Raw genomic sequence first — 26,294 nt, forward strand, 5'->3', positions numbered from 1 at the left:
CGTCGCAGTATTTCTCGAAGTCGGTTTCGGCCTGCAGTTTTGGATCAACGTCCTGCTGACAATACTGGGCTATCTTCCCGGAATGATTCACGCGGTCTGGATTATTGTCCGGCGTTAGTGGTGCGGTGAAAAGTCACCGGCTCCACCGCGATGCGATATGATCGGCGGTGTTCGCGATCACGTTCTCATCGCGCATGTAGGCATTGTGGTAAAGCGCATCGCTGAGACGCTTCCAAAGTTTGTCCGGATCTCCAAATCCAACTTCGGCGCCATCCTGTGCGATGAGTGTTTGGTAGAGGTCCTGCGCGGAATTCAAAATCGCGGTCTCGTCGATGCCGCCAAGATTCGTCGCATCGATTCGGCTTTCTTCCGCGCGGGACACATAGGGTGGTGTCCGGACGACATGCGTCAGTCTGAAGCGCGCATCGCCGCCATAAGCGGCTCCCATCAGACTGCCGTGGATCAAGAAGTTGAGAACTGAAGCATAAAGCCATCCACCGCCCAGTCGGGCAACCAGGCGGATGACGAAAACGATCACACTGAAAATTACGGGTACGATGAGCAAGAACGTCAGATCTGCGGCCATCCCGATTCCGAATTCGCCTGCGTTGGCCTTGGTGATGATGGGTTCGAGAAAATAACTCCAAGTGGCACCGAAAAAAATGATGACGGCTGCCACCCCTACGACCGTGGACAAGCGCGAAATGGAGCGAATCGCTGAGGCTACGGTGACGTAGTCGGGAGATATGTCCGCGGCCGCTTCAAGTAGCCGCATCGCTTCGTCACGAGGGCTATGAACGACGAGCCAATTTTGGGGATGGATCGCGTGCGCCGAATGTCGTCGGGTCCATCCGGCGCGGCTGAGTTCAAGAAACCCACGACGCAAACTCCACAGCGAAAAGATGATCAGCCCTCCAAACAAAATGACGGCCTCGACAATCTTGTTCGTGCCGGAGGTGAAAGAGCTCGCAAGAAACCACGCCATGACAGGCGCAACCACAAGACCGAGCAGCACCTGAAAGATGGCGATCAAAGCTGCTATAGGCTTGAGTCGTCTTACAAAAAACGGTGTTCCAAAGGTGATGACGCTACTGAGGGGTTGGCGACGTCGGCGCAATGCGAGCGCTTCCATGACGACATTGCCACCGTGGCTGTGGCCAATCACCGCGTGCGGACGACCCGAGCGTTCAAGGCTTGTGAGAACGCGAGACAATTCCTCTGCGGCGATGAGGCGATCGTGGTCGGAATTCGCGCCGGACCAATGCACTGGGAGAATATGTGCACCGGAAAAGCCCAGCTCCCCGAGCTTCTCCACAAGACGAGTTGTGAAACGCGACCCTTGCTGCCACCAGCGCATACCGTCGTCGCGAACATCGGCATCGTTGGTTCCATGCACCGTTATGACGATGGGGCCATCGGCTGGAAGGTTGTCTAATGCCTCCGAACGCTGACGAAACAATCTCTTAAACATAATCCCCTCCGTCCCCAGCCGGCTAAAGTCTAGCCGACTGAACAGGAATTGGGAGAGGCTTGTCAGCGAGCCCGAACGATCGAACGATAGCGGAGCGGATCAACGAGAAATTTCTTTGATATCAAATGGTTGTCGTGGGCGACAGTTCGTCTTCCTCGTCTTCAGAAGTGTCCGCAACATCGGCATACGCCCGCGGCGTCAGGCTGTCGATATCCCACGCGTCATCCTCATGCCCTGTACGTTCGGTTTTTGAACCTTCCTGCGCGCGGTCCTGCATATCGAGGACACCCTCGAGCTTGGCGTGAACCTTCGCGTTCTCGATGGCTTGTTGATCTTCGGCCATTGTCTCCGGGTCGACCTCATCGATGGGTGACGTATTCAATGCGTCCGCGATAGCAGCTTCAACCGTCTGAGGACCTTGTTCCGCACGCTCCAGTCGCTGTGAGACCTTGCTGCCTTCCATGCCGGCCAGACCGTCGGCCAGTGCATTCTCGATTTTCTCCGCAAGCTTACTGTCGGGTTCGACGACGGCGCGTAACAGATCCAAAACGGAAATCCCGTTTAATCTGAAGCCGATCATGTCTTCGAGTTCCTTTTTCAACTCGCTGTGCGTGTCGAGAAAGTCCTCGTTGAACATGTTTAGGATCATTCGCGCGACTTGCCGGAACGTGGCATCGTCCGGTTGAGGGATTGATAGCTCTCCCCTTGCGGCCACGTCGCGATGGGCGACGCGATCCTAGGGTTTGTAGGGTTAATGGGGCATTAACTTTATCGGTACACCCCATAACGCCTTATGGAATCTGCGCAAAAACTACAGCTCCGAGAGCGGTGCCAACGACCACCATCCAAGCGGGCGCTTTCCATGCCATCAGTAGGACAAAAGCGATGACGGCAAGCGTGAAGTCCTTGAGGTTGAGGATGGCGCTGGTCCAGACGGGATCATAAAGCGCAGCCCCGAGGACGCCGACGACAGCTGCGTTGATCCCGGCCATGGCAGCCCGCGCCGACTTGAAGCGCCGCAAAGTGTCCCAATAGGGAAGCGCACCCATCATGAGCAATAAACCCGGAAGAAACACCGCAGCGAGCGCGATCGCTGCGCCCGACCAGCCGTGAGGCTCCGGACCAGAAACAAACCCGAGGTAAGCCGCGAAGGTGAAGAGAGGGCCGGGAACAGCCTGGGTTGCACCATATCCCGCCATAAAAGCATCCGGTGTGACCCAACCGGCATCAACAACAGAGTCTTGGAGGAGCGGTAATACAACGTGACCACCACCAAACACTAAAGCGCCTGCGCGGTAGAAAGCGTCGAACAGGGCAATCTCCTGCCCACCGATATTGAGATGATGCAGCAGCGGCAGCGCGCCGAGAAGAGCAATAGCCGTAAGCAAGAGGGCCGCGCCGGCACCTCTCGAGAGAGGCATGGCCAAGTGCGTATGGGAAGAGGCTGCGCTCGTAGCTGACGTCGCGTCGGGCAACCGGTTCGCAATCAAAAGGCCAATCAGCCCCCCAAGAACGATTGCGGAGATTTGTCCAAGCGACCCGCCAACAAACGCGATGATCAGAACGGCGAGAACGGCGATTGTAGCGCGTTCTCGGTCAGGACAAAGCGAACGGGCCATGCCCCAAACAGCCTGAGCAACGACCGCGACCGCAACAATCTTCAGCCCGTGCAGCACGCTGGCTGCGAGCGGACTGTCAAAGCCAGCGGCGCCATAAGCGAACGCGATGAGCAGGAAAACCGACGGCAGTGTGAAACCCGCCCACGCGGCAAGTCCCCCAAGAAAGCCGCCCCGCAAGACGCCAATTGCAAAGCCAACCTGACTGGACGCCGGACCCGGCAGAAACTGCGCCAGAGCCACCATGTCGGCGTACTCGGCTTCGCTCATCCAGCGCCGGCGGGCAATGAACTCCTCGCGGAAATATCCCAAATGCGCGATAGGACCTCCGAAAGAGGTCAGTCCAAGCCGGGTGAAAATCAGGAAAATGACCCACACGGATGAGCGTCGTTTGCTGTCTTCAGCTCCCTCGGTCGCTAGCGTCATTATTCTTATGCCTTTTTCGCTAAGCTCGGCGGTTGTCCACCGCTGCAAGAGCGCTTTGATAGCCGATGGTGGATGTCGCTTACAATGTCAGAAGAGTAAAACGCCTGCGTGAAGGTTTGCGGCGCTGAGCGAGTGGCTAATCGTAGCTTTCGACGCCTAACGATTGCTGAGGTGCATAGCGTTCGCCCCAAGGGAAACCCTCCGGGAAAGCGGCTTCGATGTCGCGCAGCTGAGCTTCCGTTAGCCGCAGTTGGCCACCCGCGACCAAGCCCTCGAGATGACGTTCGTAGCGTGTGCCCGGAATGGTAATAACATTATCACCCTGTGCCAGAACCCAGGCGATTGCGAGTTCTGCCGGCGTCCGATCCATAGCGTCCGCTGCAGCCTTAAACTTTGCGATCGCGGCGGCGTTTTTCTCGTAGTTCCCGGGGGCAAATCTGGGGTTCTTGTTGCGGATGTCGCGGGGGCTGAACGAGGAAGGATCCGGCAGGTTTCCGGTCAGCATCCCGCGCCCAAGAGGGCTAAAGGCTACGAACGAAATGCCCAGCTCCCGGCAGGTCTCGAGCATCCCGCGTTCGGGCAAACGGGTCCATAAGGAATATTCGCTTTGAACCGCAGCGATGGGGTGAATCTCGTGCGCGCGCCGCAACGTGCTTGGTGAGACTTCGGAAAGACCAATCGCCCCGATCTTTCCCTCCCGTTTAAGCTGTGCCATCGCCTCGATCGCCTCCTCAATCGGACGATTTTCCTCGCGGCGATGCACGTAATAGAGCTCAATGTGATCGCGCCCGAGACGCATCAGCGAATTATCAATAGCTTGGCGCAGATAGGCGGGGCTGTTGTCGATAAATCGTTCGCCCGTCGCGCGCACGTAGCGCACACCGCCTTTGCTGGCCAGCGCAATACGTGGCCGTTCCCGCTTGAGGAACTTGCCGATCATTTCTTCGGACGTGCCCATTCCGTAGATATCGGCTGTGTCGAAGTGATTGATCCCGAGATCGACCGCACGCCCGAACAGACGCATGGTTTCGGTTTCATCAGCAGCGCCGTAGCTGCCACCGATGTTCATGCACCCCAGCCCGACCGCCGAAACGCGCGATCCCAACCTGCCGAGCCGACGTTGCTCCATACTTCTCTCCTTCCGCCCCCACGGCGCACGATCGTTTTTTGAATGTTATTCCCGGTAGGCTAGCCACAGCAAAACGGTTCGCGCAACAAGCAGCATTTGTCCTGTCGTCATCAATCATCAATGATATCTAATAGATGACGAGGTCCATCGCCCGCGCGTATCGCGCGACAAGAAGGAGGAAGGGGACACATGAACCTTTCGGCAATGTTGCGGGCCCGCGCGGATGAAGGCCGACCCATTCGTGTCGCGCTCATCGGTGCAGGCAAGTTCGGCACGATGTATCTGGCGCAGGCGCGTCTGACTCCGGGCGTGCATATATTGGGAATTGCTGACCTTTCTGTCACACGTGCACGCCAGAGATATGCGGCCGCGGGATATCCCGGAGAGCGCCTTACAACCACAAGTATTGATGACGCCCTAGCCTCTGGCCAGACTTACCTGACCGACAATCCCGACGAACTCATCGAGCATCCCGCCTTTGACGTGATCGTTGAGGCGACGGGAGATCCAGCCGTTGGGATCGCAACAGCGACGAAAGCCGTTACGCAGGGCAAAGATCTTGTCATGGTCAATGTCGAGGCCGACGCCCTCGCAGGACCGCTCTTGGCTGATCGCGCCCGTCGTGCTGGCTTGATTTATTCTCTGGCGTGGGGAGATCAGCCCGCCCTGATCTGCGAACAGGTAGATTGGGCGAGAACCTGCGGGTTCGAAGTCGTCGCCGCCGGCAAAGGCACGCGCTATCTTCCGAGTTATCACAGCCTGACGCCGGATACGGTCTGGGATGTTCTGATCCAATACCTACCGATCGAAGACCGCAGCCATATCAATGCGCAGATGTTCAACTCTTTCCTGGATGGGACGAAGTCGGCCGTAGAGATGACCGCGGTCTGCAACGCTTGCGATTTGCTCCCTCAGTCGGGCGGATTGCGCTTCCCGCCGGCGTCACGGTTTGAGTTGGCCGAAGTTTTGAAGCCCAGGGCGCAAGGCGGCTCACTGGAACGTATCGGCGTGACGGAAGTCACATCCTCTTTGAACCGCGACGGCAGCGACGTCCCGCACCATCTCGCCATGGGCACCTTCGTGGTGATCACGTCAGATAGCGCTTATTCCCGTCAATGCCTGCGCGAATACAACTGTCTCGTTGATAGCAGCGGCGACTTCGCGTCTCTGTACCGACCAACACATATGATCGGCCTCGAACTCGGCATTTCCGTCGCGAACGTCGTTCTTCGCAAAGAGCCCACAGGCACCCCCATCGTATTCAATTCGGACGTGGTCGCCGTCGCGAAACGCGATTTGGCCGCTGGCGAGATTCTCGATGGCGAAGGCGGATTCACGGTCTGGGGACGTCAAACGCCCGCTGACGTGAGCTTGAGCGAAGGGTTTTTCCCTCTTGGCTTAGCCAAGGGCGCGAAGTTGGCGGTTCCGGTCTCCGAAGGCAAAGCCCTCCGTTGGCAGGACGTCAAAGTCGATGAAACCGACGCGGCCGTCCGGACCAGGCGAGAGATGGAACGCGTGTTCGCTCCGAACGCGACGGTATCCTAGCTCCAGCTCCGACGCTGCGGATTTGCCTATCTCCGCTCTCCCGGTCATATAGAGCGCGGCTATTGTTCGGCCGATCGCTGAGGCGACCCCGTGCGCCTCGACCGAAAAATCAATAAGGGAAAATCTACATGAGTGACCGCATTGTCTTGCGCGTGGGCGAAAGCTTGGTCGCAGGCGGCCCTCCTGGCACAGCCGCTGAACCTGAAGTTGCCATTGGCGAAATGGACGGCCCCTTCGGGACGGCGTTCGCGAACCTTCTGGGTGATCAGGTCGTTGGCCACTCCCGCGTTCTGGCGCTTCTCAATACCGATGTCATGGTCCGGCCACCGACGATCTGCGTATCGAAGGTCACCGTCGACAACGAGCGCTATACCAACATCCTGATGGGTACGGTCCAATACGCGACGGCGATGGGCGTGCTCGATAGCGTCCGGTCTGGGGATATCCCGAAAGAAAAGGCCAACGATCTCGGTATTATCGTTTCGGTCTGGCTCAACCCCTCGGTCATAGAGATCGACGATCTCGACCACAAAATCCTGTTCGATATTCATCGCAAGGCGACCGCACAGGCCATTCACAAGGCCATGACGTTCGGTCCCTCGATCGACTGGCTCCTCGAGAACCAGGACAAGATCATCCACAAATACTTCGAGAAGGGTCTCAAGGGAGAGATCTAGAGTGCTCCGGAAAAGTGGGAACCGGTTTTCCAATAAGAAGCACGACTAAACAAAGGGCTGGTGCTTCCGGAAAAGTGAAGCAGTTTTTCGATAAGAACAAACGGCCCGGTCGCAGCATTCAAAAATGCGGCCGGGCTGTTTCTTTTCCCATCGGCAGCCGTGTTCCGACGGCGATCACGAGAGATTAGCGCGGGTCGTCTTCAAAGTCGGCGAGACTTTTCGGGTCTTCATGGCGCCGGGACTTGCCCTCGAAGTACGCATCGTTTTCTAAGATGAGCTGTTGGTGGTAGGCCTCCCCTTCCACCGTGCACCCACCTTTCAACGTGATCGTGTTGGCGTAGATCTGCCCGATCACAGTTCCGAAAATGACGATACTGTCGCAAACGGCGAAGCCCTGCAGTTCTCCATCAGGTTCAACGACGAGCGCACGACAACGCAGCGAGCCGGCAATGCGGCCCGTCAACGTGACGTCTCCTGCGATTTCGACATCCCCGTCGATACTGACGTGACTGCCGAGAGGTGTGACGCTGCCATGCATTTTGTTAGCAACGCCGGAAGAATTGGACTTGAACATAGGGGCTCATGTACGTCGCCAGCTTTGCGCGCACGCGCCCACCGCCGGCCAATCAGATCGTTTGAGTTTCTTGTACGGGGTTTTGCCGATCTTTTGCGGCCTGTTCAAGGTTGGGTAGAAGATTGGTGTGTTCGTCGTAACTGCGCGAACTTCCCTCGAATTCCGCGCCCAACACCAATTTGAGCCGATGATGGTGAATATCTGCGTCGACCCGTGCGCTCGGCTGCAAGAGGACGTTAACGCCCTGGATCGTGCCCGTCACACGGCCATGCACGACGACCGTGCCGCCATGGATTAGGCCCTTCACCTCGGCATGTTCACCGATGATTACATTGGCCCCCATGACATCACCCTCGACGACGCCGTCTACGGTAAGGTTCCCCTGTGAAATGATACGCAGCTCACCGCCCAGAATGGCGAGATCACTTCCAATCACGGACATGGGCCCGGAAATATTCGAAGCATCAAAACCAGAGCGCTTCGAGGTGTTCATTGTCGGCAACAAAGGTGCAGTCTGAGGTGGTTCCTGCGAATGTGACGATTGATGCGACGCTAACATGGGTTCTCCTCCAAACCCTCCCGACCGGGACGTTAGCGTAAGGCACTTTGGATGTCACGATTGATACGAGCGAGCGGATCGGTCGCAGTTCGGCGGGTCGGCTGGTGTTGCGTCTCCAGCATAAAGAACGGATATATTGGGTAGTCGGATGAGTGGGGCCCGCTTCCGTGACACGTAGGAGACATCGCAAGATGGTATCTGCCGTCGCATTATTTGCGATGGCGCTCCGTCTTGTTGTCGCCTTCCTTTTCGTCCCAACGACCGTCATTTCCGGTGTCCCTGCCGAAGCGGGCTACGAGGTTGTGCTCTGCACGGAGCACGGCCCCATGCAGATCGCCATTAATGAGAATGATGGCCAATCTTCTCACGACGATCAGCATAAGCCGCGCATTTGCCCGTTCTGTTACGCGGGCGCGGGCATCCCGTTTGCGCTCGCGGCCGAGCTCCCACCGCCACCGCCCAGCGTCGGCTTTGCACCTCGCGAGCCACGCACCGTAGCCGTCTTCCCCCGCCATCCGCGCATCTATGCGCCGACGGCCCGCGGTCCACCTCAGCAAATTGCCTGAAGACCTGACAAGGCCTAGAGCTCGGGCGCCCTACCGTGCCCGGACCATTCAGCGATTTCTCTGAGGTATGTAACCCATGCGATGTTCCGTGCACGCAGCCGCGACGGCTGCGGTATTCCTTGGCTTGTCGACGGCCGAGACCAACGCACAATCCACGACGAAACCCGACAATATCGATCTACCGCCCATCGTTGTCGAGCAGGTGGAGCCTAAACCAGCATCCCTGGCTACGAAGCCGGCACAATCAAACCAAGCGGTATCTGCTGCGTCACCAGCGTCAGAGCCTGCGGACGTCAGTTTGTCCAATATGCCGCTGGCGCTGACTGTTGGACAGCGCTCCGGCAGTCTGACCGTACCGAACACGGTAGAAGCCACTGCGGAGATTCAGCGGACGCCCGGCGCTGTGGAGGTCGTCTCTGACAAGGCCTACAAGGCCTCGACGCCGTCCGCCACGATCAAGGATGCGCTCGACTACGTGCCCGGCGTGTTCGTGCAACCGAAGTGGGGTGACGACACACGCCTCTCCATCCGCGGTTCTGGCCTCTCACGAAATTTCCACCTGCGCGGCGTGCAGCTGTACATGGATGGAATTCCCATCAACACCGCCGACGGCTACGGTGATTTTCAAGAAATCGACCCGACAGCCTACCGCTATATCGAGGTCTTCAAGGGGGCTAACGCGCTGCGTTTCGGTGCCAACTCGCTCGGCGGCGCAATCAATTTTGTGATGCCGACGGGATATGACGCAGACCGGTTCGGTGCGCGGGTCGATGTCGGCAGCTTCGGTTTCCGCAAATTCGCGACCGGTTCCGGCGGCGTCTATGGGGCAGCCGACTATTTCATCACAGGCACTTGGCAGGAGCAGGACGGCTACCGAGAGCATAGCGACGGAGAGAGTGTCAGGGGCTCCGCCAATGTTGGGTATCGCCTGTCGAGCAACGTTGAAACGCGCTTCTATTTAAATGCCAACGACGTCGAGCAGCGTATTCCGGGCAGTGTCACGCGAACTGCCGCGCTGAGCGATCCGAAGGCAGCCGCAGCCAACAACATCTTGCAGGACTATCAGCGCAACATTGAAACGGTTCGCCTTGCCAATAAGACGTCGGTACGGCTCGACGACAACACCACGGTGGAGTTCGGCGCCTTTTACGTCGATCGCAAACTCGATCATCCGATCTATCAGTGGCTCGACTATGCATATCAGGACGCAGGTGGCTTCGTGCGAGCTGTTGATGCGCGCGAGATTGGTGGTCATGCCAACCGCTTCATTTTTGGTGTCAACATTCACGGCGGCGAGCTGGACAACAAGCAATTCGCGAATATCGGCGGACAAAAGGGCGCCCTGCTGTCGAGTTCGCTGGATGAAAGCTTCAACGTCTCAACCTACGTGGAGAATACCTTCTACGCCCTGCCGGACGTTGGTCTGGTCACGGGGCTGCAATATCTCCATGCCAAGCGCGAGCGTCGCGATCGCTTCTTCTCTGATCCTCCGTCTTGGGGCGTCCCAGACGCAAATCCGGATGACTCAGGTGTGCGAACCTATGATCTTCTCAGCCCCAAGGTCGGAATCCTTTGGGATGTCGATCCTGGCTGGCAATTTTTTGCCAACGTCTCGCGGAGCGCCGAGGCACCATCCTTCGGAGAAAATAGCTTCACGTCAGCCGCGGCCTCAAACATCGAAGCCCAACGCGCGACGACCTTCGAGATCGGGACGCGCGGGAGGCGCGAGGACTACAGGTGGGACTTCGCGATCTACCGCATGAACATCGACAACGAGTTTCAATGTCTTGAGACGGGAAATACCGGATCATGCACCCAGGTCAATCTCGATAAGACGATCCATCAGGGTGTCGAATTGGGCGGCGGTGCAGCGCTACTCAAGAGTGCATTCGTGCACCGTGACAGGTTGTGGCTGAACGCCGCCTACACCTTCAACGACTTCCGCTTCGATGACGATCCCGTCTTCGGAAACAACGAGCTTCCCGGCGCGCCCCGTCACTTCGTGCGTGCCGAACTGCTCTACCAGCACCCCAGCGGGTTCTACGTCGGACCCAACGTCGAATGGGTCCCGGAAGCCTACTATGCCGACAGCGCAAACTCGTTGGAAACGAAGGCTTACGCGCTCTTAGGGGCCAAGATCGGTTTCGACGATGGCGGCCCGATCTCGGCCTACATCGAAGGCCGCAATCTCACAGACGAAACGTACATCGCCAGCACCAGTATCGCGACGCGTGCTGATGCATCGAGCGCGCTTTTCGAGCCTGGCAACGGTCGCGCCATCTACGCCGGTGTGCAGGTGAAATGGTGATCGGTCAGTTGAGACAACCAAGGAGAATGCAGAAGATGACAATACGAATGACTTTGGCTGCCGCGGGGATGACCATCGCGACGATCGCTCCCGCCACGGTATCCGCCCACGTTGGTCTCGAGCAGAAGCAAGCAACCGTCGGCGCGTCGTATAAGGCGGTATTCAAGGTGCCGCACGGATGCTCCGGCTCCCCCACCCAAAAGGTCATCGTCCAAATTCCCGAGGGAGTGATCGGCGTCAAGCCGATGCCCAAACCGGGTTGGACCCTTACCATCGAGCGCGGTCCCTACGAGAAGTCCTACAAGTTCTACCACGGCAGTATGCTGTCGGAGGGCGTACGCACCGTGACATGGACCGGCGGCCCTCTGGCCGACGAGCACTATGACGAGTTCATCCTTTCATCGTTCGTTGCTGGAGAATTGCCAGCGGATACGGCGATCTATTTCCCGGTGACGCAGGAATGTGAAAAAGGCGAATTGAAATGGGCGGAAATTCCAGCATCAGGCCAGGATCCTCATGATCTCAAGGCACCGGCGCCCGCGCTCAATCTCGTTGCTCACGAAGGCGGTCACGGCAGCCATGCCCATGGCCAAGCCGCCGATGCCTCCGAAATCAAAGTGGGTGATCTGATCATAGAGAAACCGTGGTCGCGCACCACGCCTCCCGGCGCTTCCGTCGGTGTTGGTTATCTTAAAATCCGCAACATGGGCGGCACGCCGGACACCTTATTGGGGGCGAACGCCGCTTCCGCCGAACGTGTGGAGGTCCACGAGTCCAGCGAAAAGGACGGTATCGCTAGAATGCGTAAACTGGCGAATGGCCTGGATCTGCCCGCGAAGGAGGCGGTGGAACTTAAACCTGGGAGCTTTCACCTGATGCTCATGGGATTGAGCGAGCCGATTACCTCTGACAAGAAGCTGCCGATCGAACTGCACTTCAAGAACGCAGGGAAGGTCACGGTCGAATTCGACGTATCTCCTATCGGCGAGGCGAAATCCGGCTCCGGCCACGCCCACCATCATTGATGGAAGCGTCCGGAGCGACATTTGCGACACCGTCGCTCCGGATCGCACGGCTCTAAGCGCCGACCTCGGCGGCCAACTTCTGCAGAAGATCTTTTTCGTAATCCATGTGAAGAGCAGCTTCTGCGCGTGTGAGCGCGTAACGGGAATGACGCTGTGCCGACGACCTGAATGCCTCATCACCCAGGGCAGCGAGCGCGGCGAACGCTTTTTGAAGCCGCACTTGCACCTCGACATTCCCGGCACCGTCCCGTGCGATCGGGGTGAAGACATCGTCGAACATTTCGGCTGTCTGGATTGGCGGGACCCACACACCGGGGCAAGGAGCGTCGGTCTCAGCATCGTCCGCTTCTCCAGGGGCCCATGCGTTCAATACGCGGACGCAACGGCCAATGACATCGATCGCGGTGCCGGGGTCGTTCAAAGCGGGAGATAGGGCCCTTGATGCGATCTCCGAGAGAACACAAAGTCCGAATCTGGGATCCTGGTCAAACGAACGCTCGTCATCGATCGTGAATGCGATGCGGATCGATTCAAGCGCGTCTTCATCGTCGATGCCGACGGAACGAAAGAGCGGACGGACAGGGTCGGCAAAGGCGCCGGGAAGCGCTGTGATGTAGACCTTCCCCTCATGTTTCTGGGCACAGTCGGAAATCGCGCGAATGTCGACATGCTGTATGTATCCGATCCGCTCTGCAAACGTTGGTCTGGCCTCCTTCGGAATCTCGTTCTCGGGATCGCGAAGTGCATGGCCGCCGAGAAAGGGATGCGCAATCCGTAACTTCACGGCGTCGAGAGTTGCGCGCTCGACGCGATCCGTCGTTTCGCCCACGCGACCCAGCCGCGCCAGATAGTCGATCCACCGGAGTAGCGTGATGATGATCAACGCGATGACGCCAATCGTCACGAGGAACAGGATCAGCCGCCCCCGATCGCCGTAGGCGTCGGCGCTCAGGGCGATAATCCCAACGAGGCTATACAGGAAAGAGCCGATGAACGTTCCCAGGGCATTTTGCGTGGTCGGATCATCGATAAGGAGTTTCGTCGCGCGCGGAGTCGCATTACTTGTCGCAGCGGCGTAAGCCGACACCATTGTCGTAAGCGAAAACGTGGTCACAGCGAGCATGCTTGATGCAAGGATCGTCAAGATGCTGTCGATCGACTTGGAACCGAACTCGAAGGCGCCGTCCTCAGGAAGGTAGCTTTCGAAAACAACACCAGCCATGGCTGTTAGGAGCGCCGCGATGCAGAATAGGCTGACACGGACCCAGAGCTTGCGCTTGAGCTGCAGAAGGAGCCATTGCCAGCGGGCGATCATTCAAGAAGTCCTCCTGGGGTGAGTTAAGGGTCTTGAAGCCGACTCTCTGCATCAAGACTATTGAGTGGTGTTAGGCGAACCATTCATTTCGCCCCATGGTTCCCTGAAACAAGTGCACTCAATCGGTTAACCGCATTTTCCGAGCGCTCGAATTCGTGAGCCAAAGGGGACTTGGCTAAACTCAGAGAAAGGGTCAGACTAGGACCAGTAACTTGATCGCGGCTTGTTTTGGCCGCCGCCAATTCGGATGCCAGCGCGCGTGAGAGCCGTGATCCCTTGAACGATGAAGTTCAGGAGGAGAAATTATGGCTCAAAGTCATTCCGGACATTACGACATCATCACAACCGCCGAGCCACGTGGGGCAGCACCGGTCGTCCGCTCCATTTCGCCGTCGGATCTAAGCTATGCGATATCCAAGGGCATAGACGATTTCTGGGCGATGCCCACGCATGTCGTGTTTCTGTGTCTCATCTATCCAATTGTCGGTCTTGTCCTAGGGCGGGCCGTGTTCGCATACGAAATGATACCGCTTCTCTACCCTATTGCGGCCGGCGTCGCGTTCATCGGCCCCTTCGCGGCCATAGGCTTATACGAGCTCAGCCGTCGCCGTGAGATGGGTCGCGATACGTCTTGGCGGCACGTCATGGACTTTGCGCACTCCCCATCGTTCCCAGCAATCGTCGGTCTCGGACTGCTCATGTTGGCACTGGTGGTTGTTTGGATTTCCTTGGCGGGCGCGGTCTTTGTTGCGAGCTTTGGTTACGTCGAGCCCGTTTCATTCTCTGCTTTCCTGCGAGATCTCCTAACGACCAAGGAAGGGCATAACGTCATCATTGTCGGCAATGCGATCGGTCTTGTGTTTGCGGTTCTGGCCCTGATGCTGAGCGTCGTTTCTTTTCCTTTGCTGCTCGACCGCCATGTCGGGTTGCCGACGGCACTCGCGACTTCCATGAAGGCGGTCCTCAAAAATCCATTCACGATGGCGCTGTGGGGATTGATCGTCATTGCAGCACTGATCCTAGGCGCGATCCCATTTTTCATGGGATTGGCGATTGTCGTGCCGGTGCTGGGGCATTCAACCTGGCACTTGTATCGCAGGGTCGTGGAGCCGGATCATAGCCGTCGGCCGGAATATCATCCGCGTCCGAAGTGGCGCCGCTATGCGGCGGAGTTCCCAGCGTCACTCTTTGTGCCTTCATCCGATAGGGATGAAGACACGAAGGTGTAAGTCAAGGATAGAGCTTGGGTAGGTCTGAAACTGATTTTTTCAGTTCGCGATCAGCCCCACAAGTGAAGGGCCGCAATCGCGGCGAGGCTCAGTGCACCGATCCAAAGCGCGGCGCGTCCCGACCAGGACGCACGCGCTTCCTCGCGCGCAAGGCGGCGGATTGTCGTTTCGTCGAGCCGCAATCCATCACGCGTCATTTGATCGAGCGATTTCAGCGTACCCTGCGCGCGGAGCATGAACTGCGGCGCATCCGCTAACACTTTGCCAAGTGTCGAAGCGCCTTCCCCCACGTCCTTGATCTGACCAATGACACCGAGATTGCTCTGCATCCAATCGCGTGCCACAGGTTCGGCTGCCGTCCACATGTTGAGCCCAGGGTCGAGCGACCGCGCAACGCCCTCAACAATCACCATGCTTTTTTGCAGCAGGATGAGTTCCGGTCGGGTCTCCATGTCGAACACTTCCGTGTAGGCAAAGAGCTGACCCAACAAATCGGCCATGGAAATCTCTTCCGCCGTCCGACCGTGAATGGGTTCTCCTATTGCGCGCATGGCTTGGGCGAAAACTTCCACCGAATGATGCTGTGGAACATAACCGGCTTCAAAGTGAATGGCTGCGACGCGGCGATAGTCGCGCGTAATCAGCCCGTGCAGAATCTCGGCGAGGAACCGTCGCTCCATGGCGCCAAGACGTCCCATGATGCCGAAGTCCACCGCAACAACATCGCCGCTCTTGTCGACGAGCAGATTGCCCTGATGCATGTCGGCATGGAAAAAGCCGTCGCGCATGGCGTGGCGCAGGAACGATCGCAGGGTAATAAGACCAAGCGATTTCAGATCATGACCAGCCGCCTTGAGCCGCGCATGATCCGCGATCGGGATCCCATCGATCCACTCAAGCGTCATGACCCGTTTGGACGTCCGCTTCCAGTCCACGGAAGGAACGCGAAAGCCTTTATCGTCGGTGATATTCTCCGCCATTTCGGAAATGGCGGCCGCTTCCAGCCTCAAGTCCATTTCCAGCTCGGTGGTACGCTTCAGCGTGTCAACGACGGCAACTGGCCGCAAACGACGAGAAGGCGGATGAAACCGCTCGATCTGTCGTGCGGCGAAGTAATAGCTGTCGAGGTCAGCCTTGAAGCGGCGCTCCACGCTAGGACGTAGGATCTTAACGGCGACATCGCGCGGCCCCGCCGCGTCGGCAACGGTTGCTTTGTGAACTTGCGCGATAGACGCTGCCGCGACTGGAGGTCCGAACGTACTGAAGTGATCTTCAAGCCTTCCGCCAAGCGCCTCCTCTACGGCACGACGACTTTCGCGCATGGGAAAGGGGGGAAGCTTGTCCTGAAGCTGCGAGAGATCACTCGCCAGTTCCGGTCCGATGACATCGGCGCGCGTGGCGAGAAACTGGCCCAGCTTTATATAGGACGGCCCAAGTGATGCGAGCGCTTCCGTGATACGCGCTGATTTCGGCTGCCGTGCACGAAATGGCCATGTCACGGCCCGGATCGGGACCGTCAACGCGCGCGCGATCAGCAAGGGTGCCGGGACCTTCATTCCAGGCGGCACGAACCGCACGCCGTACTGCGCGAGCACGACGCCTGCGCGCGCGAGACGCAGAACGTTCATCAGGGCGCCGGCCATGGGGGATGATGTCTCCTGGGTGAATTGTGACGGTGGAAAGTGTGTAAACTTTCCGCGCAGATTGCTGGTTAGTCCGCCCTGGTCAAGACCCGCGGACAACCACTTGTGAGCATAATGGGTCAACGTTGGCTCGGCCCACGGGGTTGTCGGCCTTCTAGCACGTCAAAACGCCCTGGTGGTTAACCGCCAGGGCGTTAAGTCAGTTAAAATGTTCAGCTGCCCTGGATCAATCCTCACAGACGACACTGATGGTCAGATTTGCCGAGGGGATGAACTTCTTGCAGCCGAGTTCTGGAGCAGCAGCAACTGTAGAGGTGTTCGTCTCGATGACTGCCGGGGTGGCGGTAACCGTGGAACCCGTCACGACATCGGAGGCATCCGCCTGCGCGACAACCTTCTGAACCGGTAGCGGCGGATCGATAGCAGCAATCTCTTCCGCCTCTTCTTCGGCCTGCTGCTGAGCGATCTTCTGTTCTGCTGCTGCCTTGCGGGCGGCCAAACGACGAGCCTCTGCCTTGCGCTGGGCCGCGATCCGGCGTTGTTCGGCGCGACGTTCCGCAGCAGCCCGCTCGCGAGCCCTGGCGCGTTCATAAGCTGCGGCCCGGCGGCGCTGTTCCGCGTGATGGCGTTGCTGTTGATGCATGCCATGGCTCAGCAACATGCCAACGCCGATGCCGATAGCCAGTCCTTTGCCGCCAGCCTGCGCCTTGGGGGTGAAAGCTGCAGTCGCGACAGCGAGGGAAAGGGTCAGTGCGATGAGTGAGCGCAACATGGTGGTATCTCCTGAGCCGGTGTCTGTCTCTGTTGTCGCGCTGGGCTGGCAAAAGGTTCAAAGGCGCCCTGCGTTCTTGAGACCCAACATGGCGCACACGCGGAAAATCGGCTGTTCCCTGAAGAACAGGCCGCGAGGAATTTTCGCAATATTCCTGGTTAATGCTGGTTCAGCTGGTGACGGGACACCGGAGGAGATAGATCAGGCCTGACAAAAAGCTGATGCAACCTTAGATCCGCCAACCGGAATGCATCGCGGCGATGCCGCCGGACAGATTCCGATATTTCACCTGGGAAAAGCCCGCAGCGCGGATCATATCGGCGAAACGCTCCTGCTTCGGGAATTTGCGGATTGACTCGACGAGGTACTCGTAGGGTTGTGCGTCTCCTGCCGTCAGTTTGCCCAGGCGCGGGATGACCTCGAAAGAATGGAAATCATAGACGCGGTCGAGAAGCGGAATGCGGCATTCGGAAAATTCCAGGCACAGGAACCGTCCGCCAGGCTTTAAGACACGATAGGCTTCACGCAGCGCCTGATCAATGTGGGTGACGTTGCGGATGCCAAAAGCGATCGTGTAGGCGTCAAACGCCCGGTCAGGGAAAGGTAACGCCTCCGCATTGCCTTCAACCAGTTCGATGCGCCCGTCCAATCCAGCATCTGCAACGCGGTGACGTCCGACGTCGAGCATCTCCGGCGAGATATCGCATATAACGGCAGTTCCATCGGTGTCCGTCGCACGTGCAAAGCGTAACGCAACGTCTCCGGTCCCGCCGGCGACATCGAGCAGCCGGAAAGCGCGGCCCGATCGCGGCGGGGCCAGCCACCCGATCAAATCGTCTTTCCAGAGTCGGTGCAGACCGCCGGACATGAGGTCGTTCATCAGGTCGTAGCGCTGGGCGACCTTCGCAAACACCTCGTTGACAAGCCCCTGCCGTTCGCCTTCCGCCACGTTGCGAAAGCCAAAGCTGGTTTGGGCATCGCCCGGTTCGCCTGTGCGCTCATCGATCATGGGCCCGCACGTCTCCATCAAATCTCGTATCTCCCACCTGTGATAGCCAACTATTGCGAGCGATGCTACGCCATTGCGCCAAAACGCTTATCACGATGCTTGAGGGCGTTGAATCAGGAGTGCCCGTTGCCGGAATTACCCGAAGTTGAAACCGTAAGACGCGGCCTGGAGCCGGAGTTGGTGGGGAGGCGGCTCGTGCAAGTCGAGCAGCGGCGGCCGGATTTGCGCTTCCCGCTTCCCGATAGGTTCGCCGAACGCCTATCCGGACGCCGTGTTGAGGCGCTACGCCGTCGCGCGAAATATCTGATAGCGGATCTGGAAGGTGATGAAAGCCTCGTCATGCATCTCGGCATGAGCGGCAGGTTTACCATTGTACCTGGTGCAATGGACGGCAATGGCAGCCGTCCCGGCGTTTTTACTCATGAGGTAACCCCAGCCGCGAAACACGATCATGTCGTCTTCCACACCGATCGCGGAACAACCGTGACCTATAACGACGCCCGTCGCTTCGGCTTCATGTTGTTGATCGAGGCGAACGCGTTGGACACGCATGCGCTCTTTGCCGCGATGGGTCCTGAGCCGTTGAGCAACGCGCTGCATGCTGGCCACCTCGCCGCCCGCGCCACGGGCCGCACCACGGATCTCAAGGCCTTCCTGATGGATCAGCGCAACGTTGCGGGTCTTGGCAATATTTACGTGTGCGAGGCGTTGTATCGCGCGAAGTTGTCACCGTTACGCGTCGCGTCGAGCTTGGCGACCAAGAAGGCCGCTCCAACGGCGCGCGCCGAACGCTTGGTCCCGGCCATCGTGAGTGTTCTCAATGATGCCATAGCTGCGGGCGGGTCCTCACTGCGTGATTACCGGCAAGCTTCTGGAGAACTCGGATATTTCCAGCACACCTTTGCGGTCTATGGCCGCGAAGGCGAGCCTTGTAGCCGGACTGGCTGTGGAGGCACCGTTCGCCGTATCGTCCAGGCTGGGCGCTCGACATTCTATTGCCCATCCTGCCAGCGCTAACGGTGCGACCAACAAAGACCAGAGACGACCGGAGAAAGATCATGGCCTATGAGACGATCCTCTGCGAAACCAAGGGACGCGTGGCGATCATCACGCTGAGCCGGCCTGACGCGCTGAACGCACTGAACACGCAGCTGGTCGGTGAGCTGGCCGAAGCATTGACGGGCTATGATCGCGACGACGCGATCGGCGCGATCGTCATTACCGGATCGGAAAAAGCGTTCGCTGCTGGGGCCGACATCAAAGAGATGGCGCCGAAATCCTTCATGGACGTCTACCGAGAGGACTTCGCAGCCAATTGGGATGTTGCCGCCCGATGCCGCAAGCCCGTCATCGCGGCTGTCGCCGGTTACTGCCTCGGAGGCGGCTGCGAACTTGCGATGCAATGCGATTTCATCCTGGCTGCGGACACAGCCAAGTTCGGACAGCCTGAAATCACGCTGGGCATCATGCCGGGGATTGGTGGCACGCAGCGGCTGACGCGCTTCGTTGGCAAATCGAAAGCCATGGAGATGTGCCTGACTGGCCGCATGATGGATGCTGAGGAAGCGGAGCGCTCCGGTCTTGTCAGTCGGGTCGTGCCTGCGGCGGATCTGTTGACGGAGGCGGAAAAGGTTGCAAGCAAGATCGCATCGCTGTCATTGCCCGCAGTAATGATGACGAAGGAAACCGTCAATCGCGCCTACGAGACGACTCTGTCCGAAGGGATCCTCTTCGAGCGACGCGTGTTCCATTCTATGTTTGCGACGGAAGATCAGAAGGAAGGCATGGAAGCGTTTTCTGAGAAGCGCAAACCGAACTTCAAAAATCGATGAGCTGCAAATGCGAGGCGCTTCTCGTTAATGCGCCCTCGGAGACACCTGGGCAGAACGTTCGGTAAGATGGCGGAGTTTACGGTGTGTGCGTGCCGCAATAAGTGAAACCAGCATGAGCCCGAGACCGCCGCCAACAAAGACGTAGTTCGCGGGCCAGTCCGGCTTGGTGCTGCCGAGCTTCCCCGATGCTATGAGAAAGGTGAGCCCGGCAACAATCGCCCCCGCTTGGATGAGCGCAAGCGTCGCTGCCGCGTCGAGCATACGCGGCCGCACTAAGGGGCTATCGAGGTTCTCCATGCGGTTCACATAAATAAGCAGGCAACAGGCGATGAAGGCCATTGCAGACCCGTATTGCCAGCTATGCCACCACCACAGTTGCGTGAGCGAGTAGGTGGCAAAGATCGCAGCTGCGCCCCAGGCGTAAATCATCGCCATGAGCCGCGCATTTCGCCGCGAAGCAAATATGGTTTCATGAGTTTCGTCGATCGGCAGGCCTTTGGGGAGGCGCCGGTTGACGATAAGCCCGACCAGGACTGCCGCCGCAGGGAACGCGAGCGACGCGATAAGTGCCAGGTCCCGGGCGCTCTCGCCGACAGCCCATACTAACATTGCGATCGAGGCGACCATCACCACGACGAGACCGGGAATAAGCGGCTGCAGTGACATCGTGTTTCCTTCAACAGCAGCCCTGGAGACGGACTGCGCGGCGTTGGCGCGCAGAAGATTGCCGCTCTGCGCCTTGCCCAAGTTAACTCGTGACAGTCTCCTGCTTGCTCTGCTTGCGGGTCATATAGAGCGCATTGGCAGTGATTGCAGCAAGAGCCAAGGCACCGAAAAAGAAGATATTGTTCGCGGCCCAGTCTTGCCATTCGATCTGTTTCTTCACCGTGACGGGGAATTTTCCATCGATGATAAGCCCGAGGGCAGCAATGCCCATTCCTACCAATTGCCCAACGGATAGGTACTGGGCGAGGTTCAACATGGTCTGTTCGCCGCTGTCGCGTTTTTCGTCGCTGGCGATAACCCACGCAAATCCTAGGCAGAGGACGGCTACGCCTGCGAAGGCCAGCGTGAACACAAGCCATTCCTTCCAGCGCAGAATGTCCAGCATAGGAGTGTAAGTGGTGAAAAGCCCGATTGCGCCCCACGTCCAGACCAGCCCCATATAGGTCGCGGTCGATGCGGCAATCCGATGCTTCGTTGCGGCGCGCCGATAAAGGCTCCGGTTGTCGAGGATCGCAGTTGCCGCAACAGACGCCGCCACCAGCGCGCAGGCCAGCGTGTGCATCTCAGGCGCGACGTTGGCTGCGCTCCAAAGAATGGCCGCCAGTCCAATCGTCAGTGCGACGATCCAGATCGCCCATGCCATTTGCTTCCCCCGTCGTCTCGCTCCGCGCATATCGGCCCGGACGAGCCGATAAAGCTATATTTCGCGCCCCGTTCCCTACCTCAGCCGCTTAGGCGCGTCAAAACTGGAAATAGATAAACGTCTGCGGCTGCCCTTTGCCCACTTCAAGGACGACAGCTATCGCGACCAACGCCGTCACCACGGCCAAAATCGGATTTGGCCGCAAGCGCTGCGACACCACGTCATAGCTCGTTGGACCGAACGTGGATAGGGCCGCTGCGAGTGCAAGCAACCCAAGCCCCTCCAACTGACCCGCGCCGCCGCCCGCGCCCGCCATACCCGCTAGCATGGATGCCGCGGTGGAAAAGTCCGGAGCGCGAAACAGAACCCATCCGATGACGACGAAGGCCATCGTTATGGCCCAGGACAACAAAAACGGCAGACGCACGCCGTATTGCCCCCACGCCCGGCAGACGACCAGCCCGACCCCGTGCATGAAACCCCAAGCGATGAACGTCCATCCCGCGCCGTGCCAAAGTCCGCACAGACCCATGGTGAGCATCGTTGCGGCAAGGTAGCTACCTACCCCGTGTTTGCTGCCCCCCAAAGGGATGTAAACGTAGTCACGGAGGTAGCGGGACAGCGTCATATGCCATCGTCGCCAGAAATCGCGCAGATCGACGGCTGCATAGGGTGCACGGAAATTCTCGGGCAATGTCAGACCGAGCATCAGCGCGATTCCGATTGCCATCTCCGAATAGGCAGAGAAATCCAGAAACAGCTGGAATGAAAACGCCAAGGCGCCACTCCACGCTGTCGCCACGTCAGGAATGCCGGAGGAGGCCTGCGTAAAGGCCCGATCAGCGATGGGGGCGAGGCTGTCGGCCAGAAACACCTTCTTCGCGAGGCCGATCGTAAGCAGCGTCGCGCCCTTCGCGAGACGTTCGCCAACGCCGGTTCGCAACGGATCGAGATCAAGCTGCGGAATAATCTCATGATGCCGGACGATGGGCCCCGCGATGAGCCGCGGAAACAAGGATACAAAGACGATAAAGCGCCGTAACGGATAGCGCGGGGCTTGATGCCAGCTTACGTCCGCAAGGTATGAGATAATCTCGAACGTGAAAAAGCTGATGCCGATAGGCAGAAGTATTGTAACCGGCGGCACCTCGATGCCGACGCCGACCAGCACGCTTTCCGCAAAGAATGTCCAGTATTTAAAGAAGCCGAGAATGGCGAGATTGGCTGCGATAGCCAGCCAGATCAGCCAACGCGCCCGCCGGCCGGTGGCAATGAATATAACCGCCACGACCCAGGACAGAATCGTTTGCGCCAACAGAAGGGGCACGAACCGGACGTCCCACCATCCGTAAAATACGAGTGAAAGAGCAATAAGCGCCCATTCGCGTCCCACCACGCTGCCCGCCCGCGCGAGTCCGTACCAGACCGCGAGGACGCAAGGGAGCAACCCGAGGAGAAACTCCTGGCTTTGAAAAAGCATCGGGTGATCCCTGCAGAATGCGGTTTAGAAGGCCATTCAAAATGAAGGTGCCCTAAGCAATTGGCGGGAAAACGTCCGACCCTCAAGGATGGAATAAACTTCGGCGTCTTTGTCGCAGTAAGCCGAATGGGACCGCATGCAACGCCGTTGACCGCGGAATCGCCCCGCTCTATAAGGGCCCCAGCCAACAGCCGCCTGGAGTCCGTTCTCCGGGCGGTTCATCTATTGCGCCCTCTCGTTTTATCGGCGAAACGGAATGCCAATTTAGGCAGTGCCGGCGAGATGTGGCATCGAAAAAAGGAACGTAACTTCAATGGCCAACACCAAATCGGCAAAAAAAGCCGTCCGTAAGATCACCACGCGCACCGCCGTCAACAAGTCGCGCCGCTCGCACATGCGTACCGAGATTCGTCGGGTCGAGGAAGCGATCGCCGCAGGTGATCAGGATAAGGCTTTTGAAGCGCTCGGTGCTGCTGCACCCCTGATTGCGCGCGCCGCACAGAAGGGCATCGTTCATAAAAACACGGGTTCGCGGAAGATCTCCCGTCTTACGCAGCGCGTTAAAGGAATGTCGGCACCAGCGTAAACGGTGACAACTTCGCTCCCGAACTGGCTGTGACATGTTCGCCACAAATCAATTTCGGAGTGGGCTCGCTAGATGGTTTTCTGAGTGTCACTAAGTAACGGAAAATACGCCCCTCCCGACTATTCCATCGCCACTACGGCGGCCACCCGACTCGGGGCTGGCGGTCAGCTCATCAAGTAAAATCTACTCTCCTGCGGCGCTTCGTTTCGAGGCGCCGTTTTTGTATCTGATGGCTGTGAATGAACGGCCGCAGGCCTGTGGATTCAGTAGGCTTTTGCACAGTCGGCCACTGCTGGAAAAGGGGTGTGATCGGCCCGCCGAAACGGCACTCTTGAAATAAAATGTGTACGCAACCATAGAAAAACGATGCTTGCCACCGCTGTGGTTAACGTCCTATTAATATCCCTCACCAGCGCCACCGCGTATCAGTAGGCGTTAGGGCGTCGCCGTTCGGCAGCGCGGTCTTGTTAACAGTCCAGCGTAAAGACGTGTCGTGTATCCAGTGCAGAAGAGTAAGTACTCTGGGCCACGCTGGGTCGTCTAAATTTGGCAAAGCTCACTTTTGCGCCTGAATTAGCTCGGTGCGCAGCGGGGAAATTTTGTCAAATACTTGAGAACTGTTGAGTGTACGCGGTCGGAGAGGGCAAGCGGCACTGAGTACATAGCGTGGAGGGGCAAGTGGGGTCTTGTGATTCCATCCACATAGAGGAAGTTTCGGTTGAAGAGGCGTGGGCGCGCCTGTCCTCCGAAGCGGACACCATTCTGATCGATGTGCGGACGCGAGCAGAATGGGCATTTGTGGGGCTACCTGATTTGTCGAATCTCGGCAAGCAGGTCGTGCGGATCGAATGGCAATCCTTTCCGGAGAACCAGGTTGATGCCGCATTTTCCGAACGGCTTTCCGAGTTTTTGAGTTCGGCCGGGATCGGCAAGGATGCGGAGCTTCTCTTCATCTGCCGATCGGGCAGTCGCAGCCGCCATGCGGCTGAAGTAATGGCGGCGCAGGGATACCAGCGCTGCCGCAATGTGGCCGATGGCTTCGAGGGACCTCTCGATGCGCATCGGCACAGGGGAACCCAGGCCGGATGGAAAGCGGCTGGGCTCCCGTGGGTGCAAGGCTAACGCGCACCCTTCCGCAAGATCAGATAAGCAAAACGGGCTTCCGCGAGGGCTGGAAGCAGCGGGAAAGCTTTGTCTGAGACTGCGGAGACTGAGGGCAAAAGTAACTGATTTAACTAAGTAAAGCGGGGACTACGAAAATGCAGACGGTGCGGAAGGACGAGTTCGAGATCATTTCGGCGCGTCATGTGGCTAATCCTCAAGGGGCCACTATGACGTCGGTGAAACCTGCGGCGTCAGCGGTCCGCGGCACTGCGGGGCAGAAGGCGCGGGCTATGCTGCGCGCGCGGTTGGGGGACGAAGTCTATACGAGCTGGTTCAATGCGCTTGAATTCGACTCGTATGACGACGGCACGGTACAGGTCTCAGTACCAGTGAAGTTCCTTCGCAACTGGATTCAATCGCACTACAGCGAAGATTTGCTGGCGTGCTGCCAGGCAGAATTTAAGGGCGCTGAGCGCGTCGAAGTCGTATTGCGTCAGCCGGGCGGCGCCGGTCGGTCGCGCACACCAGCGCAGCAGGATGCGCCTCAAGCGCAAAGCTATGAAGCGCATCCGGTTGCTTCGGCCGCGACGAACCATCATGCAGCGGCACCAGTTTTTGTGCCTCCCACGCAGCCGACACGCGTCGGTGGCTTCGAGGGGTCACCACTTGATCCGCGCTATACGTTCGACACGTTCGTGGTTGGCGCATCCAATCGCATTGCGCACGCGGCAGCAACACGTGTTGCCGAAGCTGTTTCCGGTGTAAGCCCCGGGTTTAACCCATTGTTTATCCATGCACCTGTCGGCCTCGGCAAATCGCACCTGCTTCACGCGACCGCCTGGGAAGTAAAGCGCCGTAAGCCTGACGCTCAAGTCCTGTACTTGACGGCGGAAGGCTTCCGCTACCGCTTCGTCGAAGCGCTGCGCAGTGAAGATCCGCTGGCCTTCAAGGAAAAGTTCCGGCAGGTAGATATTCTGCTCATCGACGACCTCGAATTTATGCATGGCGCTCAGACGGAGCAGGAGTTCGAGCATATTATCAATGCACTGTTGGATGGCGGTAAGCAGGTGGTTGTCGCATCGGCGCGTCCGCCCGCGCACATTGAGCGTCTGAACGAGCGCATGCGTTCGCGGTTGGCACGCGGACTCGTGACCGAACTCGGCTCGCTGGACTATGAACTTCGCCTGAAAGTGCTCGAAATGCGCCTGGCGGAAAAACAGGCGGTCGACCCAACTTTCGTTCTCGCCCCTGAAGTTCTGCGGTTACTCGCCGAGCGGCTCACCGATAATGGCCGCGAGCTGGAAGGTGCGGTCATACGTCTGTTCGCGAATTGGCAGTACATGCGCACGCAGATCACGATGGATATTGCCGAAACGGTGATCCGCGATCTTGTTCAGGGCATCGAGCCACGCCGCATCAAGATTGAAGATATCCTGCGGATCATCTCGCGACACTTTGGTGTTTCGAAGGGCGATTTGCTCTCGCAACGGCGGCATCGCTCCGTTGTGTGGCCGCGCCAGATCGGCATGTACTTGGCAAAGCAGCTGACGCAGCGTTCGCTGCCTGAAATCGGTCGCCGCTTCGGCAACCGCGATCACACCACTGTTTTGCATGCAATCCGCAAAATTGAGGGGCAATTGTCTGACAATCCGCGGCTGCGCGACGAGATTGAGGAGTTGAAGAAACTGCTCAGTCACTAAGACAGGGTGACGCGTCGAGAACGTTTTTGGGCTTGGCGTGAAGAGGGCACAATGCACGTCCGGCCTAAGCGGGGGGAGGGTGGTGCCGAGGCACCACCCTTCTGCTATTTGCTTATTGGAGGCCCCCAAGGGCCCTCTAATGTCCTCTAGAAGGTGAAAATTGGAAAGGGAGTGGGGCCGGCACGGCACAGGCACCACTTGAAAAAACATCGCTTATCAGATCAAAGTGTCGATCCGCGCGAATCCCTTCCGAACAAAGGCAGTAATTTTACGAGCAGGATGCACCACTTCTCGCGGTGATCTCTCAAACGGCCTACGGTCTTTTTCGAGAGGCTGGTTTTGAAACAAAGAAGATTCGA

General features: G+C 58.3%; 25 protein-coding genes (1 of these 25 only partly in view). 12 read left to right on the top strand and 13 right to left on the bottom strand.

Annotated elements, in window-relative coordinates:
- A protein-coding gene (locus tag YBN1229_RS05785) for a YqaE/Pmp3 family membrane protein (protein ID WP_046480033.1) crosses the window boundary here: on the top strand, positions 1-118 show its 3' portion. Its footprint begins 44 nt before the window's first position; 118 of the gene's 162 nt are visible here — the last part of the coding sequence; its start codon lies off the left edge, out of view; its stop codon occupies positions 116-118.
- A gap of 15 nt (positions 119-133) precedes the next feature.
- Here YBN1229_RS05785 and YBN1229_RS05790 read toward each other — a convergent pair whose 3' ends face one another.
- From YBN1229_RS05790 to YBN1229_RS05805, 4 genes are all read right to left on the bottom strand, one after another.
- Entirely contained in the window at positions 134-1,471 is a 1,338-nt protein-coding gene (locus YBN1229_RS05790) for a hypothetical protein (RefSeq protein WP_046477342.1), read from the bottom strand.
- A 121-nt stretch (positions 1,472-1,592) separates the two neighbouring features.
- Positions 1,593-2,120 carry a hypothetical protein gene (locus tag YBN1229_RS05795; RefSeq protein WP_046477343.1) on the bottom strand — a complete coding sequence of 176 codons (528 nt, stop codon included), beginning with the start codon at positions 2,118-2,120 and terminating at the stop codon, positions 1,593-1,595.
- 142 nt (positions 2,121-2,262) lie between these two features.
- The gene (chrA, locus tag YBN1229_RS05800) at positions 2,263-3,513 is read right to left on the bottom strand and encodes a chromate efflux transporter (RefSeq protein ID WP_046477344.1); all 1,251 of its coding nucleotides are present in this window, start codon (positions 3,511-3,513) and stop codon (positions 2,263-2,265) included.
- Between the two features lie 136 nt (positions 3,514-3,649).
- Positions 3,650-4,642: an aldo/keto reductase gene (locus YBN1229_RS05805; protein WP_046477345.1), complete on the bottom strand. Its 993-nt coding sequence runs from the start codon at positions 4,640-4,642 to the stop codon at positions 3,650-3,652.
- 189 nt (positions 4,643-4,831) lie between these two features.
- On the opposite strand from YBN1229_RS05805, the gene YBN1229_RS05810 reads away from it, so the two are divergent.
- Both YBN1229_RS05810 and YBN1229_RS05815 read left to right on the top strand, forming a co-directional pair.
- On the top strand, positions 4,832-6,187 hold the full coding sequence (locus YBN1229_RS05810; RefSeq protein ID WP_046477346.1) for an NAD(P)H-dependent oxidoreductase: 1,356 nt from the start codon (positions 4,832-4,834) through the stop codon (positions 6,185-6,187).
- Positions 6,188-6,315: 128 nt separating this feature from the next.
- Entirely contained in the window at positions 6,316-6,864 is a 549-nt protein-coding gene (locus tag YBN1229_RS05815) for a formaldehyde-activating enzyme (RefSeq protein ID WP_046477347.1), read from the top strand.
- A gap of 184 nt (positions 6,865-7,048) precedes the next feature.
- Here YBN1229_RS05815 and YBN1229_RS05820 read toward each other — a convergent pair whose 3' ends face one another.
- Positions 7,049-7,438: a bactofilin family protein gene (locus YBN1229_RS05820; RefSeq protein ID WP_046477348.1), complete on the bottom strand. Its 390-nt coding sequence runs from the start codon at positions 7,436-7,438 to the stop codon at positions 7,049-7,051.
- 52 nt (positions 7,439-7,490) lie between these two features.
- Positions 7,491-7,880 (bottom strand): bactofilin family protein, encoded by a 390-nt coding sequence (locus YBN1229_RS05825; protein WP_160298687.1) that lies wholly within the window; start codon positions 7,878-7,880, stop codon positions 7,491-7,493.
- Positions 7,881-8,188: 308 nt separating this feature from the next.
- Between YBN1229_RS05825 and YBN1229_RS05830 the strand changes: the two genes are divergently transcribed.
- The 3 genes from YBN1229_RS05830 to YBN1229_RS05840 all read left to right on the top strand — a co-directional run bounded on the left by YBN1229_RS05830 (position 8,189) and on the right by YBN1229_RS05840 (position 11,896).
- Positions 8,189-8,563, top strand: a complete 375-nt coding sequence (locus YBN1229_RS05830; RefSeq protein WP_046477349.1) for a DUF2946 family protein — start codon at positions 8,189-8,191, stop codon at positions 8,561-8,563.
- Positions 8,564-8,639: 76 nt separating this feature from the next.
- On the top strand, positions 8,640-10,871 hold the full coding sequence (locus tag YBN1229_RS05835; protein WP_046477350.1) for a TonB-dependent receptor family protein: 2,232 nt from the start codon (positions 8,640-8,642) through the stop codon (positions 10,869-10,871).
- Positions 10,865-11,896 (top strand): DUF1775 domain-containing protein, encoded by a 1,032-nt coding sequence (locus YBN1229_RS05840; protein ID WP_082101039.1) that lies wholly within the window; start codon positions 10,865-10,867, stop codon positions 11,894-11,896. The genes YBN1229_RS05835 and YBN1229_RS05840 overlap by 7 nt, the downstream gene beginning before the upstream one ends.
- A 52-nt stretch (positions 11,897-11,948) precedes the next feature.
- On the opposite strand, the gene YBN1229_RS05845 is transcribed toward YBN1229_RS05840, so the two are convergent.
- Positions 11,949-13,211: a DUF2254 domain-containing protein gene (locus YBN1229_RS05845; RefSeq protein WP_170832404.1), complete on the bottom strand. Its 1,263-nt coding sequence runs from the start codon at positions 13,209-13,211 to the stop codon at positions 11,949-11,951.
- A gap of 305 nt (positions 13,212-13,516) precedes the next feature.
- Between YBN1229_RS05845 and YBN1229_RS05850 the strand changes: the two genes are divergently transcribed.
- Positions 13,517-14,440, top strand: a complete 924-nt coding sequence (locus tag YBN1229_RS05850) for a DUF2189 domain-containing protein (RefSeq protein WP_076605288.1) — start codon at positions 13,517-13,519, stop codon at positions 14,438-14,440.
- A 50-nt stretch (positions 14,441-14,490) separates the two neighbouring features.
- Here the strand turns inward: YBN1229_RS05850 and ubiB are convergent, their stop codons facing one another.
- The 3 genes from ubiB to ubiE all read right to left on the bottom strand — a co-directional run bounded on the left by ubiB (position 14,491) and on the right by ubiE (position 17,864).
- On the bottom strand, positions 14,491-16,083 hold the full coding sequence (gene ubiB / locus YBN1229_RS05855) for a 2-polyprenylphenol 6-hydroxylase (RefSeq protein WP_046477351.1): 1,593 nt from the start codon (positions 16,081-16,083) through the stop codon (positions 14,491-14,493).
- Positions 16,084-16,309: 226 nt separating this feature from the next.
- Complete coding sequence (locus YBN1229_RS05860; protein ID WP_046477352.1) at positions 16,310-16,855, bottom strand: hypothetical protein; 546 nt, start codon at positions 16,853-16,855, stop codon at positions 16,310-16,312.
- Positions 16,856-17,084: 229 nt separating this feature from the next.
- Positions 17,085-17,864, bottom strand: a complete 780-nt coding sequence (gene ubiE / locus YBN1229_RS05870) for a bifunctional demethylmenaquinone methyltransferase/2-methoxy-6-polyprenyl-1,4-benzoquinol methylase UbiE (protein ID WP_046477354.1) — start codon at positions 17,862-17,864, stop codon at positions 17,085-17,087.
- A 126-nt stretch (positions 17,865-17,990) separates the two neighbouring features.
- On the opposite strand from ubiE, the gene mutM reads away from it, so the two are divergent.
- Together mutM and YBN1229_RS05880 are read left to right on the top strand one after the other, a co-directional pair.
- A complete protein-coding gene (gene mutM / locus YBN1229_RS05875; protein ID WP_046477355.1) occupies positions 17,991-18,881 on the top strand; it encodes a bifunctional DNA-formamidopyrimidine glycosylase/DNA-(apurinic or apyrimidinic site) lyase in 891 nt (296 codons plus the stop codon).
- A 41-nt stretch (positions 18,882-18,922) separates the two neighbouring features.
- Positions 18,923-19,696, top strand: coding sequence for an enoyl-CoA hydratase (locus YBN1229_RS05880; protein WP_046477356.1), 774 nt, complete (start codon positions 18,923-18,925; stop codon positions 19,694-19,696).
- Between the two features lie 24 nt (positions 19,697-19,720).
- Here the strand turns inward: YBN1229_RS05880 and YBN1229_RS05885 are convergent, their stop codons facing one another.
- The 3 genes from YBN1229_RS05885 to YBN1229_RS05895 form a co-directional block, all read right to left on the bottom strand.
- Positions 19,721-20,443 (bottom strand): hypothetical protein, encoded by a 723-nt coding sequence (locus tag YBN1229_RS05885; RefSeq protein ID WP_052743737.1) that lies wholly within the window; start codon positions 20,441-20,443, stop codon positions 19,721-19,723.
- A 1-nt stretch (position 20,444) separates the two neighbouring features.
- On the bottom strand, positions 20,445-21,065 hold the full coding sequence (locus YBN1229_RS05890; protein ID WP_046477357.1) for a hypothetical protein: 621 nt from the start codon (positions 21,063-21,065) through the stop codon (positions 20,445-20,447).
- Between the two features lie 97 nt (positions 21,066-21,162).
- Positions 21,163-22,545, bottom strand: a complete 1,383-nt coding sequence (locus YBN1229_RS05895) for an MBOAT family O-acyltransferase (protein ID WP_046477358.1) — start codon at positions 22,543-22,545, stop codon at positions 21,163-21,165.
- 313 nt (positions 22,546-22,858) lie between these two features.
- On the opposite strand from YBN1229_RS05895, the gene rpsT reads away from it, so the two are divergent.
- The 3 genes from rpsT to dnaA all read left to right on the top strand — a co-directional run bounded on the left by rpsT (position 22,859) and on the right by dnaA (position 25,935).
- Positions 22,859-23,131, top strand: a complete 273-nt coding sequence (gene rpsT / locus YBN1229_RS05900) for a 30S ribosomal protein S20 (RefSeq protein ID WP_046477359.1) — start codon at positions 22,859-22,861, stop codon at positions 23,129-23,131.
- Between the two features lie 678 nt (positions 23,132-23,809).
- Positions 23,810-24,253, top strand: a complete 444-nt coding sequence (locus YBN1229_RS05905; RefSeq protein WP_046477360.1) for a rhodanese-like domain-containing protein — start codon at positions 23,810-23,812, stop codon at positions 24,251-24,253.
- A 137-nt stretch (positions 24,254-24,390) separates the two neighbouring features.
- Entirely contained in the window at positions 24,391-25,935 is a 1,545-nt protein-coding gene (gene dnaA, locus YBN1229_RS05910; protein ID WP_046477361.1) for a chromosomal replication initiator protein DnaA, read from the top strand.
- The last annotated feature ends 359 nt before the right edge of the window (positions 25,936-26,294 follow it).

The organism is Candidatus Filomicrobium marinum (assembly GCF_000981545.1).
Classification (GTDB): domain Bacteria; phylum Pseudomonadota; class Alphaproteobacteria; order Rhizobiales; family Hyphomicrobiaceae; genus Filomicrobium; species Filomicrobium insigne.

Bases quoted from the DNA above. Each gene is read 5' to 3' on its own strand.
- dnaA (WP_046477361.1), top strand. From the start codon at position 24,391: ATGCAGACGGTGCGGAAGGACGAGTTCGAGATCATTTCGGCGCGTCAT.
- rpsT (WP_046477359.1), top strand. From the start codon at position 22,859: ATGGCCAACACCAAATCGGCAAAAAAAGCCGTCCGTAAGATCACCACG.
- YBN1229_RS05830 (WP_046477349.1), top strand. From the start codon at position 8,189: ATGGTATCTGCCGTCGCATTATTTGCGATGGCGCTCCGTCTTGTTGTC.
- YBN1229_RS05790 (WP_046477342.1), bottom strand. From the start codon at position 1,471: ATGTTTAAGAGATTGTTTCGTCAGCGTTCGGAGGCATTAGACAACCTT.
- ubiE (WP_046477354.1), bottom strand. From the start codon at position 17,864: ATGATCGATGAGCGCACAGGCGAACCGGGCGATGCCCAAACCAGCTTT.
- ubiB (WP_046477351.1), bottom strand. From the start codon at position 16,083: ATGGCCGGCGCCCTGATGAACGTTCTGCGTCTCGCGCGCGCAGGCGTC.
- chrA (WP_046477344.1), bottom strand. From the start codon at position 3,513: ATGACGCTAGCGACCGAGGGAGCTGAAGACAGCAAACGACGCTCATCC.
- YBN1229_RS05850 (WP_076605288.1), top strand. From the start codon at position 13,517: ATGGCTCAAAGTCATTCCGGACATTACGACATCATCACAACCGCCGAG.
- YBN1229_RS05835 (WP_046477350.1), top strand. From the start codon at position 8,640: ATGCGATGTTCCGTGCACGCAGCCGCGACGGCTGCGGTATTCCTTGGC.
- YBN1229_RS05820 (WP_046477348.1), bottom strand. From the start codon at position 7,438: ATGTTCAAGTCCAATTCTTCCGGCGTTGCTAACAAAATGCATGGCAGC.
- YBN1229_RS05825 (WP_160298687.1), bottom strand. From the start codon at position 7,880: ATGTCCGTGATTGGAAGTGATCTCGCCATTCTGGGCGGTGAGCTGCGT.
- YBN1229_RS05810 (WP_046477346.1), top strand. From the start codon at position 4,832: ATGAACCTTTCGGCAATGTTGCGGGCCCGCGCGGATGAAGGCCGACCC.
- YBN1229_RS05795 (WP_046477343.1), bottom strand. From the start codon at position 2,120: ATGATCCTAAACATGTTCAACGAGGACTTTCTCGACACGCACAGCGAG.
- YBN1229_RS05840 (WP_082101039.1), top strand. From the start codon at position 10,865: ATGGTGATCGGTCAGTTGAGACAACCAAGGAGAATGCAGAAGATGACA.
- YBN1229_RS05895 (WP_046477358.1), bottom strand. From the start codon at position 22,545: ATGCTTTTTCAAAGCCAGGAGTTTCTCCTCGGGTTGCTCCCTTGCGTC.
- YBN1229_RS05860 (WP_046477352.1), bottom strand. From the start codon at position 16,855: ATGTTGCGCTCACTCATCGCACTGACCCTTTCCCTCGCTGTCGCGACT.
- YBN1229_RS05890 (WP_046477357.1), bottom strand. From the start codon at position 21,065: ATGGCATGGGCGATCTGGATCGTCGCACTGACGATTGGACTGGCGGCC.
- YBN1229_RS05880 (WP_046477356.1), top strand. From the start codon at position 18,923: ATGGCCTATGAGACGATCCTCTGCGAAACCAAGGGACGCGTGGCGATC.
- YBN1229_RS05815 (WP_046477347.1), top strand. From the start codon at position 6,316: ATGAGTGACCGCATTGTCTTGCGCGTGGGCGAAAGCTTGGTCGCAGGC.
- YBN1229_RS05805 (WP_046477345.1), bottom strand. From the start codon at position 4,642: ATGGAGCAACGTCGGCTCGGCAGGTTGGGATCGCGCGTTTCGGCGGTC.
- YBN1229_RS05845 (WP_170832404.1), bottom strand. From the start codon at position 13,211: ATGATCGCCCGCTGGCAATGGCTCCTTCTGCAGCTCAAGCGCAAGCTC.